Source organism: Rhizobium sp. BK619 (assembly GCF_014195245.1).
Classification (GTDB): domain Bacteria; phylum Pseudomonadota; class Alphaproteobacteria; order Rhizobiales; family Rhizobiaceae; genus Rhizobium; species Rhizobium acidisoli.
Map to the genome: position 1 here is coordinate 214553 of NZ_JACIBH010000007.1, position 12979 is coordinate 227531.

The window sequence follows — 12979 nt, forward strand, 5'->3', positions numbered from 1 at the left end:
CGACGATGCGAGCCGGATAAAAAGAGAAATATGTCGATCAAAGCCAGTATCTATCATCTGACACATTACACTTATGACAAGCCGGTCCGCCTCGGCCCCCAGATCATCCGGCTGAAACCTGCCTCGCATTCGAAGACAAGGGTGCTCAGCCACTCGCTGAAGGTCACGCCTTCAAACCACTTCGTCAACCTGCAGCAGGACCCCTACGGCAATTACCTCGCCCGCTACGTTTTCCCGGACCCGGTGACCGAATTCAAGATCGAGGTCGATCTCGTCGCCGACATGACGGTCTATAATCCCTTCGACTTCTTCGTCGAGGAGGAGGCGACCAAATGGCCGTTCGGCTATCCCGAAACGATCCAGGAAGATCTGTCGATCTACATGACGCCGGAACCGGCCGGCCCGCGGCTGAAGGCGCTGCTGCCGACGCTCGACTGGTCGCCCGGCCAGCCGACGGTCGATATGGTCGTCGGGTTGAATGCCCGTCTGCAGCGGCAGATCGGCTATGTCATCCGCATGGAAACCGGCGTGCAGACGCCGGAGGAAACCCTGGAAAGCGCCAAGGGCTCCTGCCGCGACACCAGCTGGCTGCTCGTCCAGATCCTTCGCCATCTCGGCCTTGCCGCCCGTTTCGTCTCCGGTTACCTCATCCAGCTGACGCCCGATCTGAAGGCGCTCGACGGGCCTTCCGGCACCGAAGTCGATTTCACCGACCTGCATGCCTGGGCCGAGGTCTATCTGCCCGGCGCCGGCTGGGTCGGCCTCGATCCGACCTCCGGCCTCTTGACCGGCGAAAGCCACATCCCGCTTGCCGCCACGCCGCATTACCGCAATGCCGCCCCAATCTCCGGCGGTTATTTCGGCGAGGCCGAAACCGAATTCGCCTTCGACATGAAGGTGTCGCGCGTCGCCGAACATCCGCGCATCACCAAGCCCTTCTCCGACGAAAGCTGGGACGAACTCAACGAACTCGGCGAGAAGGTCGACCGTGTCCTCGAGGCCGAGGACGTACACCTGACGATGGGCGGCGAGCCGACCTTTGTTTCGATCGATGATTTCCAGTCCGAGGAATGGAACACCGCCGCCGTCGGCCCGACCAAGCGCCAAAAGGCCGACAGCCTGATCCGCCGGCTGCAGGAACGCTTCGCCCCCGGCGGCTTCCTGCATTACGGCCAGGGCAAATGGTATCCGGGCGAAAGCCTGCCGCGCTGGACCTTCTCGCTCTACTGGCGCCGCGACGGCAAGCCGGTCTGGCAGAACCTCGATCTGGTCGCCGCCGAAGGCACGGATACCGGCGTCACTTCAGAGGATGCCGAGAAGCTGCTGACGGCGATCGCAAGAGAACTGGCGATCAAGCCCGACATGGTGCAACCGGCCTATGAGGATCCGGCCGACTGGATCATCAAGGAAGGCAATCTTCCCGAAAACGTCGATCCGGCGAATTCAAAGCTGAAGGATCCCGAGGAGCGCAATCGCATCGCCCGGGTCTTCGCCCGCGGCCTTACCGTCGCCACCGGTTACATCCTCCCGGTTCAGGCATGGAACGCCAAGGCGGCCGAAAGCCGCGTCTGGATCAGCGAGAAATGGCGCAGCCGCCGCGGCCGGATCTTCCTCGTCCCGGGCGACAGCCCGATCGGTTACCGTCTGCCGCTCGGCACCCTGCCCTATGTTCCCCCGGCGCGTTATCCTTATATCCACCCTACCGATCCGACGATCCCGCGCGAACCGCTGCCCGATGTCTTCGTGCCGGCCGGCCGTGCCATGCCGGAAGCCTCCTTCCAGGCCGGCGAGAGCAATCGCGGCCGGATCGAACAGACGCTCGGTGAGATCGGCGGCGCCGTGCGCACCGCCATGTCGGTCGAGCCGCGCGACGGCAGGCTCTGCGTCTTCATGCCGCCGGTCGAGCGCATCGAAGATTATCTCGAGCTGATCGCCGCGGCCGAAAACGCCGCCGCCGAACTCAAGCTTCCCGTCCATATCGAAGGCTACCCGCCGCCGCAGGACGAGCGTATCAACGTCATCCGCGTTGCCCCGGATCCCGGCGTCATCGAGGTCAACATTCATCCGGCCTCGAACTGGAAGGAATGCGTCGACATCACCGCGGCGGTCTATGAGGAGGCGCGGGCCACGCGGCTCGGCGCCGACAAGTTCATGATCGACGGCCGCCACACCGGCACCGGCGGCGGCAACCATGTCGTCGTCGGCAGCGCCAATCCGAACAACAGCCCCTTCCTGCGCCGTCCCGATCTCTTGAAGAGCGTCGTCCTACACTGGCAGCGCCACCCCTCGCTCTCCTACCTCTTCTCCGGCATGTTCATCGGCCCGACCAGCCAGGCGCCACGCATCGACGAGGCCCGTCACGACAGCCTCTACGAGCTGGAGATCGCCATGGCGCAGATCGCGGCCCCCGGCAGCAGTCAGCCGCCGCTGCCCTGGCTGGTCGACCGGCTGTTCCGCAACCTTCTGACCGATGTCACCGGCAACACCCACCGCGCCGAGATCTGCATCGACAAGCTGTTTTCGCCCGACGGCCCGACCGGAAGGCTCGGCCTCATCGAGTTCCGCGGCTTCGAGATGCCGCCGAACGCGCGCATGTCGCTTGCCCAGCAATTGCTGGTCCGCGCCCTGATCGCCCGTTTCTGGGTCAACCCGGTCGACGGCAAGTTCGTCCGCTGGGGCACGACCCTGCACGACCGCTTCATGCTGCCGCATTTCGTCTGGGCCGATTTCCTCGACGTGCTGGCCGACCTTCGCGAAAACGGCTTCGACGTCAGCCCGGAATGGTTCAAGGCCCAGCTCGAATTCCGCTTCCCCTTCTGCGGCGAAGTCGAATACGAGGGCTCGAAGCTGGAACTGCGCCAAGCGCTGGAGCCTTGGCACGTCATGGGCGAAGAGGGCGCGCCGGGCGGCACGGTCCGCTACGTCGACTCGTCCGTCGAGCGCCTTCAAGTGCGGCTCGAAACCAGCAATACAGCGCGTTATACCGTCACCTGCAATGGCCGCACCCTGCCGCTGACGCCGACCGGCACGGCGGGCGTTTCGGTCGCCGGCGTCCGTTACAAGGCCTGGCAGCCGGCCTCCGGCCTGCATCCTGTGCTGCCGATCAACACGCCTTTGACTTTTGACATTTATGATACATGGTCGAAGCGTTCGATCGGCGGCTGCATCTATCATGTTGCCCATCCGGGCGGCCGGACCTATGACACCTTCCCGGTCAACGGCAACGAGGCGGAAGCAAGGCGGCTCGCCCGCTTCGAGCCGTGGGGACATACGGCGGGCGGTTACATCCCGCGGGCCGAGACGGGCTCGCTGGAATTCCCGCTGACGCTGGATCTGCGGCGGCCCGCTGGAATTTGATGCCGGGGTTGGGGGATAGCTTGGGTTTTGATGGGTAAGAGGCCGGCAACAGAGCGCAGGGAAGAGACAGAGGACCGCACCGGCAAGCGTGCGGCCTTCGACTATGCGCCGCTTCCCGGCACCGCCGACGAGATGGTTGACAACAAAGGCAGGGTCCGCCCGGTCTGGCAGCATTTCCTCTCGCATCTGAGCGCAATGCCGGAAAAGGATCTTGCCGAGCGTTTCGCCCGCGCCGACCGCTACCTCAGAGACGCCGGCGTCTTCTACCGTGCCTATGGCAGCAAGGGCACCGGCGAACGCGCATGGCCGATCTCGCATATCCCGGTGCTGATCGACGAGCGCGAATGGCAGACGCTGTCGGCCGGCCTCGTCCAGCGCGCCGACCTGCTGGAAGCGATCGTCGCCGATATCTACGGCGACAACCGGCTGGTGGAGGAAGGCGTCCTGCCGCCGGCGCTGATGGCCGCCAATCCCGAATTCCAACGCCCGCTCGCCGGCATCCGGCCGGCCTCCGGCCACTATCTGCACTTCTGCGCCTTCGAGATCGGCCGCGGGCCGGATGGCAATTGGTGGGTGCTGGCTGATCGGACGCAGGCGCCATCAGGCGCCGGTTTCGCGCTGGAAAGCCGCGTTGCGACCACCCGGGCCTTCTCGGATATCTATGCCGAAACCCCGGTCCACCGCCTCGCCTCGTTCTTCGGCGGCTTCCGTGACGCGCTGCAGGGCATGAAACACTCCGGCGACGACCGCATCGCCGTGCTGACGCCTGGCCCCGCCAACGAGACCTATTACGAACACGCCTACATCGCCCGCTATCTCGGCTTCATGCTGCTCGAGGGTGAGGATCTCACCGTCGTCAAGGGCCGCGTCATGGTGCGCACCGTCGCCGGCCTGAAGCCGATCGGCGTTCTCTGGCGCCGTCTCGATTCGGCCTTTGCCGACCCGCTCGAACTGAACCAGAATTCGCATATCGGCACGCCCGGCCTCGTCGAAGCGCTGCGCGCCGAGAGCGTCACCATCGTCAATGCGCTCGGCACCGGCGTTCTCGAGACAAGGGCACTGCTGGCTTTCATGCCGACCATCTGCCGCCGCCTGCTGGGGCAGGATCTGCAACTGCCTTCGATCGCCACCTGGTGGTGCGGCCAGGAAGACGAACGCGAGCACGTCGCCAAGAATATCGAGAAGATGGTGATCGGCCCGGCCTATTCCCGCGCCCCCTTCTTCGACGATGACGGCGAATCCGTGCTCGGCTCGTCGCTGCGGGCGACCGCCAAGGATTCCATCACCGACTGGCTGAGTTCGGACGGCCCGAAACTGGTGGGACAGGAGGTCGTCACGCTCTCGACGACGCCCGCCTGGGTCGACGGCAAGCTGGTGCCGCGGCCGATGTCGCTGCGCGTCTTCGCCGCCCGCACGGCGAACGGCTGGCAGATCATGCCCGGCGGCTTTGCCCGCATCGGCTCCGGCGCCGATGTCGCGGCGATCGCCATGCAGTCGGGCGGCGCGGCCGCCGACGTCTGGATCGTCAGCGACAAGCCGGTCGAGCGCCACACGCTGCTGCCGGCCGAGGGCAGCTTTACCCGCAACATGCCGGGCAGCCTGCCAAGCCGGGCGGCCGACAATCTGTTCTGGCTCGGCCGCTACATCGAGCGTGCCGAAGGGGCGCTGCGCATTCTGCGCGCCTGGCATGCGCGTTTTGCCGAAGCCGCCGATCCGAGCCAGCCGCTGCTCGCCGACGTCTCCGCCTATCTCTCAGCCGTCGATATCGATACCGCCGAACCCGTCCCGGAAACGCTGTTGCGCAACATCGACAGCGCCGTTTACTCGGCAAGCAATATCCGCGACCGTTTTTCGCCGGACGGCTGGCTGGCGCTCAACGATCTCGCCAAGACCGCCCGCCGCTTCCATGTCACAGTCGCCGCCGGCGACGACGCCAGCCACGCGATGACGATCCTTCTGCGCAAGCTTGCGGGCTTTGCCGGCCTCGTGCACGAAAACATGTACCGCTTCATGGGCTGGCGCTTCCTCTCGCTCGGCCGCTATATCGAGCGCGGCCTGCACATGACGCGGCTGCTCGGCCACATGTCCGGCCCGGAAGCGCCCGACGGCGCGCTCGACATGCTGCTCGAGATCGGCGACAGCGTCATGACCCACCGCCGCCGCTACAACGTCAACACGGCGCGGCTGACCGTCACCGACCTGCTGGCGCTCGATCCCCTCAACCCCCGCTCGGTCCTCTTCCAGGTCAACGAGATCCACCACGAGGTCGAGCAACTGCCGAACGCCCTGATCAACGGCCAGATGTCGCCTTTCTACCGTGAGGCGATGCGGCTCCACTCGGGCCTGGCGGTGATGACCCCGGAGGGCATGGGGGCCGAGGTCTATCAGCGGCTCGAACGCGAATTGGAGCAGCTTTCCGATCTGCTCGCCCAGACCTATCTCGGGTGACGGCGATGCTTTACGATCTTTCGCTGCGCATGGGTTACAGCTACGACGTGCCGGCCTCCGGCGCCCGCCACATCATGCGCCTGATGCCGCTGTCGCTGACCAACCGGCAGCGCCTGGTCGCCGGCTCGATCACCATTTCGCCGACGCCGGACGAGCAGTCGCATTTCGTCGATTTCTTCGATCATCCCGCCACCGCCTTCATGCTGCGCGCGCCGCACGAGACGCTCGACATTCGCATGCAGGCCCGCGTGCAGGTGGAAAGCCAGCCGATCGCCGCCGATTTTTCGCCGCTGCTGGCCGACCTGCCGGAGGAATTGTCAGGCGTCTGGTCGCTGGCACCGGATTCGCCGCACCACTTTCTCGGCGACAGCCCGCGCCTGACGCAGGCGCGTGAAATCGCAGACTATGCGCGAAGCTGCGCCATGCCTGATCTGACGGCGATGCAGATCGCCTACGCGATCTGTGCCCGCATCTACAAGGATTTCACCTACGACGCCGACGCGACGACGGTGGACACGACGCCGCTTGAGGCATTCAAGCTTAAGTGCGGCGTCTGCCAGGATTTCACCCACATCATGATCCTGGCGCTCCGAAGCCTCGGCATTCCGGCCGGCTATGTCTCGGGTTTCCTGCGCACCATCCCGCCGCCCGGCAAGGAACGCCTCGAAGGGGCGGATGCCATGCATGCCTGGGTGCGGATCTGGTGCGGCGAGACGATCGGCTGGATCGAACTCGACCCGACCAACAACATACCCGCCGGCACCGACCACATCGTCGTCGCCTACGGCCGCGACTATTCCGACGTCGTTCCCGTCATCGGCGTATTGAAGAGCTATGGCGGCCAGCGCGCCGTCCAGGCGGTTGATGTGATCCCGCTGAAATAATCCCAAAACTGGAAAAATCCGCCGGTTCGTTAAAATTCTATTGACGCTGTAAGGCAGGCGTAAAGAAGCAGCGTGCGTAATGTCACCCACAGGGTCTATTTCGGGTGAACATGATGAGCACCTCCTTTTTGCATCCCTGCCTGCGTCGCATGTTGAGCGATCGAGGCGGTAATTTCGGCATCATGACGGCAATCATGATGCCGGTTCTTCTCGGCGTTGCCGGCATGGCGATACAGGTCGGGGATATGATGCTTTCGAAGCAGCAGTTGCAGGAGGCGGCCGATTCGGCGGCGCTGGCGACCGCTACGGCGCTAGCGAACGGCACGATCCAAACGTCGCAAGCCGAGGCGTTTGCGCAGAATTTCGTCGCAGGGCAAATGGCGAATTACGTGCAGAGCGGCGTCGATATCAAGAGCGGGACGAGCGTCAATGTGCAAACAAGCACATCGGGCAAATCAACATCCTACCAGGTAACGGTTTCACCGAGTTACGACCTCACGGTCAATCCGCTGATGCAGGCGGTCGGCTTCAAGACGCAACATCTTTCGACGTCCGGCACGACGGTCGGCGGCCATTCGCAGACTCAGGGTTCGATCTCGATGTATCTCGCGCTCGATAAATCAGGGTCCATGGGAGATCCCACCGCAACCGTCAATGCGGACGACCCAACGGAATCGTACACCTACGACTGCAACCTCCATTACAACAGCAAGAATAATAAGTGGGTTTACGACAAATGCACCGGCAGCCGCACAAATTACTACACCAAGATCGAGGCGCTTAAGATCGCCGCCGGCAATCTCTTCGGCCAGCTGAACAGCGCCGATCCCAATGCGGAGTACGTGCGCACTGGCGCCGTGTCCTATGATATCAACCAATACACTCCGAGCAATCTCGCCTGGGGAACGACCGGTGTCACCAGCTATGTCAACGCACTTCAGGCGAATGGCGGCACGAATTCGAGCGGCGCAATGAGCACCGCCTATTCGTCCCTGACGGCGAAGAATGCTGCGGGGAACGACGCCGAAGACTCCGCCCACAAGCTGAAGACCGGGCAAACACCCAAAAAGTACATCGTCTTCATGACGGACGGCGACAATAACGACGATAGCAGCGGTGGCCGTTCATATGATACGCTGACCAAGGCAACATGCGACACGGCCAAATCCAAGGGCATCGAGATCTATACGATCGCCTTCATGGCCCCGGCGGGGGGACAAACGCTGCTGCATTATTGCGCCTCCGATGACTCGCACTATTTCCAGGCGGAAAAAATGGAAGACCTGCTCGCCGCGTTCAAAGCGATCGGAGCGAAGGCCTCTGCCCAGATGACACGTCTGACGAACTGATAAGGACCCGGGAAACCGAAAAGCCGCGCCGGAACAAACCGGCGCGGCTTTTCGTTATCGCTATCCCACCCATCCGATCGGGAAAAGCGATTGAAATCAATCCCCTTGAGCCCGGTGAATATGAAGGTTTCGCAAATTTTTCGTTTGTCCAAATCCCTTGTTGCAAGTGCTTCCTAACGATGCATAAACTGTCGCTGAGACAGCGACAAATCGATTAGATCAGGCTTAATAGCCTGAAACCAAATTAAAATTGGCGAGATCTGACCATGAATACCGTTTCCAAGCCAGTTATTCCCTCCCCCGCCCCGCGCAGCTCGAAGCCGGAAATTCTCGCCGAAGAAATTATCGAACGCCTGACCTACCGCATCGGCAAGGATGCCAAGGTGGCAAAGCCGCATGACTGGCTGACGGCGACGATCCTGGTGGTGCGCGATCGCATCATCGACAGATGGATGGCCTCTACCCGCGAAGTTTACGCGACCGGCGCCAAGCGCGTCTATTATCTTTCCCTCGAATTCCTGATCGGCCGCCTGATGCGCGATGCCGTCTCGAACCTCGGCCTGATGGAGGAGGTGCGCGATGCACTCACCTCGCTCGGCGTCGATGTTAACGTCATCGCCGGCCTGGAGCCGGATGCCGCCCTCGGCAATGGCGGCCTCGGCCGTCTGGCAGCCTGTTTCATGGAAAGCATGGCGACGGTCGACGTGCCCGCCTATGGCTATGGCATCCGCTATGTCCACGGCCTCTTCCGCCAGCAGCTGGCCGACGGCTGGCAGGTGGAGCTGCCGGAAAACTGGCTCGCCCATGGCAATCCCTGGGAGTTCGAGCGCCGCGAGAGCGCCTATGAAATCGGCTTCGGCGGCGCCGTCGAATTCATCACAACCCATGACGACCAGCCGCGTTACGTCTGGAAACCGGCCGAACGCGTCATCGCCGCCGCCTTCGACACGCCGGCCGTCGGCTGGCGCGGCAAGCGCGTCAACACGCTGCGCCTCTGGTCGGCGCAGCCGATCGATCCGATCCTGCTCGATGCTTTCAACGCTGGCGACCACATCGGAGCGTTGCGCGAAAGCAACAAGGCAGAAAGCCTGACCCGGGTTCTCTATCCCGCCGACGCGACCCCGGCCGGCCAGGAACTGCGCCTGCGCCAGGAGTTCTTCTTCTCGTCGGCCTCGCTACAGGACATCCTGCGCCGCCATCTGCAGCAATATGACGATTTCACATCGCTGCCTGATAAGGTGGCGATCCAGCTGAACGACACCCATCCGGCTGTCTCGGTGGCCGAACTGGTGCGTCTGCTCTGTGACGTGCACGGGATGGATTTCGACCAGGCCTGGGAAATCACCCGCCATACTTTCTCCTACACCAACCACACGCTTCTGCCGGAGGCACTGGAAAGCTGGGCGGTGCCGCTGTTCGAGCGTCTGCTGCCGCGCCACATGCAGATCATCTATGCGATCAACGCCAAGATTCTGATCGACGCGCGCAAGGGCAAGAATTTCTCCGATGGGGAAATCCGCTCGATCTCGCTGATCGATGAAAGCGGCGACCGCCGTGTGCGCATGGGTAACCTTGCTTTCGTCGGCTCGCATTCGATCAACGGCGTCTCCGCCCTGCACACCGACCTGATGAAGGTCACGGTGTTTGCCGACCTGCACAAGCTCTATCCGGATCGCATCAACAACAAGACCAACGGAATCACGCCGCGCCGCTGGCTGCAGCAGTGCAATCCCGGCCTCACCGGCCTGATCCGCGAGGCGATCGGCGACGAATTCCTCGACGACGCCGAAAAGCTGCGCCCGCTCGAGGCGCATGCTTCCGATCCGAGCTTTCAGCAGAAGTTCGCAGCGGTGAAGCGCGCCAACAAGGTGGCGCTCTCCAACCTGGTCGCCAGCCGCATGGGCGTGAAGCTCGATCCGTCGGCGATGTTCGATATCCAGATCAAGCGCATCCACGAATACAAGCGCCAGCTTTTGAATATCATCGAGGCCGTGGCGCTCTACGACCAGATCCGCTCGCATCCCGAACTCGACTGGGTGCCGCGCGTGAAACTCTTCGCCGGCAAGGCGGCGCCGAGTTATTACAACGCCAAGCTGATCATCAAGCTGATCAACGACGTCGCCCGCACGATCAACAACGATCCGTCGGTGCGCGGCCTGCTGAAGGTCGTCTTCGTGCCGAATTACAATGTCTCGCTCGCCGAAGTCATGGTGCCCGCCGCCGACCTCTCCGAACAGATCTCGACCGCCGGCATGGAAGCATCCGGCACCGGCAACATGAAGTTCGGCCTCAACGGCGCGCTCACCATCGGCACGCTCGACGGCGCCAATGTCGAGATGCGCGACAATGTCGGCGAAGACAATATCGTCATCTTCGGCCTCAAGGCCGACGAGGTCTCGAAGGTCCGCAGTGATGGCCACAATCCCCGCGCCATCATCGAGGGATCGCGCGAACTCGCCCAGGCGCTCGCCGCCATCGGCTCCGGCGTCTTCTCGCCCGATGACCGCAACCGCTATACCTCGCTGATCGACGGCATTTATTCGCACGACTGGTTCATGGTCGCGGCTGACTTCGACGCCTACGCCCAGGCCCAGCGCGAAGTCGATCAGATCTGGACCAACCAGTCCGACTGGTACACCAAGACGATCAACAACACGGCGCGGATGGGCTGGTTCTCGTCCGACCGCACGATCAGGCAATATGCAGACGAAATCTGGAGAGCCGGATGAAAACGCCGAAAAACGTCCCTGAAGTAAAGCTTTCCTGGGAAATTTCGGCAGATGAAATCGCGGCGATCCTTGCCGGTTCGCATTCCAATCCCTTTGCCGTCCTAGGGGTGCACCAGGCAGGCGACGCCTTCGTCGCCCGCTGTTTCATCCCGGGCGCGGAGGAAGTCACCGCCATGACGCTCGACGGCAGCGTCATCGGCGAACTGAAACAGCTCCATGCCGACGGCTTTTTCGCCGGCCCGGTTTCCCTAACCAAGCTCCAGCCGGTGCGTTACCGCGCCCGGCGTGGCGATGCCGAATGGGCCGTCACCGACCCCTACAGCTTCGGTCCGGTGCTCGGGCCGATGGACGATTATTTCGCCCGCCAGGGCTCGCATCTGCGCCTGTTCGACAAGATGGGCGCCCACCTTATCAAGCATGATGGCGCCCAGGGCATCCATTTCGCCGTCTGGGCCCCGAATGCGCAGCGCGTTTCCGTGGTCGGCGATTTCAACAATTGGGACGGCCGCCGCCACGTCATGCGCTTCCGCTCCGATAGCGGCATCTGGGAAATCTTTGCCCCAGATGTGCCGATTGGCGTTGCCTACAAATTCGAGATTCGCGGTCAGGACGGCGTGCTGCTGCCGCTGAAGGCCGATCCCTTCGCCCGCCGCAGCGAGCTCCGGCCAAAAACCGCTTCGATCGCCGCCGCCGATTTGGAACAGGAGTGGGAAGACGAAGCCCATCTGAAGCACTGGCGCGAAACCGACAAGCGCCGCCAGCCGATCTCGATCTACGAGGTGCATGCCGGCTCATGGCGGCGCCGCGACGATGGCACGATGCTGTCCTGGGACGAGCTCGCCTCCAGCCTCATCCCCTATTGCGCCGACATGGGCTTCACCCATATCGAATTCCTGCCGATCACCGAGTACCCATATGACCCCTCCTGGGGGTATCAGACGACCGGCCTCTACGCGCCGACCGCCCGGTTCGGCGAGCCGGAAGGTTTCGCCCGTTTCGTCAACGGCTGCCACAAGGTCGGCATCGGCGTCATCCTCGACTGGGTGCCGGCGCATTTCCCGACCGACGAACACGGCCTCGGCTGGTTCGACGGCACGGCGCTCTACGAGCATGAAGACCCGCGCAAGGGCTTCCACCCCGACTGGAGCACGGCGATCTATAATTTCGGCCGGACCGAAGTCGTTTCCTACCTCGTCAACAACGCGCTTTACTGGGCCGAGAAATTCCATCTCGACGGTCTGCGCGTCGACGCCGTCGCCTCGATGCTCTACCTCGATTATTCCCGCAAGCACGGCGAATGGATCCCGAACGAATATGGCGGCAACGAGAACCTCGAAGCCGTCCGCTTCCTGCAGGATCTCAACACCCGCATCTACGGCAATCATTCCAACGTCATGACCATCGCCGAGGAATCGACCTCCTGGCCGAAGGTCTCCCAGCCCGTGCATGAAGGTGGCCTCGGCTTCGGCTTCAAGTGGAACATGGGCTTCATGCACGACACGCTGAGCTACATGAGCCGCGATCCGATATACCGCGGACACCATCACAACGAACTCACCTTCGGCCTGCTCTACGCCTATTCGGAAAATTTCGTCCTGCCGCTCTCGCATGACGAGGTCGTCCATGGCAAAGGCTCGCTGATCGCCAAGATGCCGGGCGACGACTGGCAGAAATTCGCCAATCTGCGCGCCTACTACGCCTATATGTGGGGCTATCCCGGCAAGAAACTGTTGTTCATGGGCCAGGAATTCGCCCAGTGGAGCGAGTGGAGCGAGGCGAAATCGCTCGACTGGAACCTGCTTCAGTATCGCATGCACGAGGGCATACGGCGCCTGGTGCGCGACCTCAACTTCACCTATCGCAGCAAGCCGGCGCTGCATGAGCGTGACTGCGAGGGCGAAGGTTTTGAATGGCTGGTCGCCGACGACCACCAGAATTCCGTCTTTGCCTGGCTGCGCAAGGCGCCGGGCCAGAAACCGGTCGCCGTCATCACCAATTTCACTCCCGTCTATCGCGAGAATTACACGATCCGCCTGCCGTCCGCAGGCCGCTGGCGGGAAATCCTGAACACCGATGCCGACATCTACGGCGGCAGCGGCAAGGGCAATGGCGGGCGCGTGCAGGCCGTCGATGCCGGCGGTGACATCACCTGCTCGATCACCTTGCCGCCCTTGGCGACAATCATGCTTGAACCTGAAAATTAGTACTGGTG

Annotated in this window: 6 protein-coding genes; all 6 read left to right on the top strand. The window is 62.8% G+C overall.

What is annotated here, in order from left to right:
• Nucleotides 1-30 precede the first annotated feature (30 nt).
• The 6 genes from FHX14_RS15315 (at nt 31) to glgB (ending at nt 12971) form a co-directional block, all read left to right on the top strand.
• Nucleotides 31-3357, top strand: coding sequence for a transglutaminase family protein (locus FHX14_RS15315; RefSeq protein ID WP_184377688.1), 3327 nt, complete (start codon nt 31-33; stop codon nt 3355-3357).
• 30 nt (nt 3358-3387) lie between these two features.
• Complete coding sequence (locus tag FHX14_RS15320) at nt 3388-5805, top strand: circularly permuted type 2 ATP-grasp protein (RefSeq protein WP_184377689.1); 2418 nt, start codon at nt 3388-3390, stop codon at nt 5803-5805.
• A 5-nt stretch (nt 5806-5810) separates the two neighbouring features.
• Nucleotides 5811-6689, top strand: a complete 879-nt coding sequence (locus FHX14_RS15325) for a transglutaminase family protein (RefSeq protein ID WP_184377690.1) — start codon at nt 5811-5813, stop codon at nt 6687-6689.
• A gap of 113 nt (nt 6690-6802) precedes the next feature.
• On the top strand, nt 6803-8038 hold the full coding sequence (locus FHX14_RS15330) for a TadE/TadG family type IV pilus assembly protein (RefSeq protein WP_184377691.1): 1236 nt from the start codon (nt 6803-6805) through the stop codon (nt 8036-8038).
• 266 nt (nt 8039-8304) lie between these two features.
• Complete coding sequence (locus FHX14_RS15335) at nt 8305-10767, top strand: glycogen/starch/alpha-glucan phosphorylase (RefSeq protein WP_184377692.1); 2463 nt, start codon at nt 8305-8307, stop codon at nt 10765-10767.
• Nucleotides 10764-12971, top strand: coding sequence for a 1,4-alpha-glucan branching protein GlgB (gene glgB, locus FHX14_RS15340; RefSeq protein ID WP_012558949.1), 2208 nt, complete (start codon nt 10764-10766; stop codon nt 12969-12971). Before FHX14_RS15335 ends, glgB begins: the two co-directional genes overlap by 4 nt.
• The last annotated feature ends 8 nt before the right edge of the window (nt 12972-12979 follow it).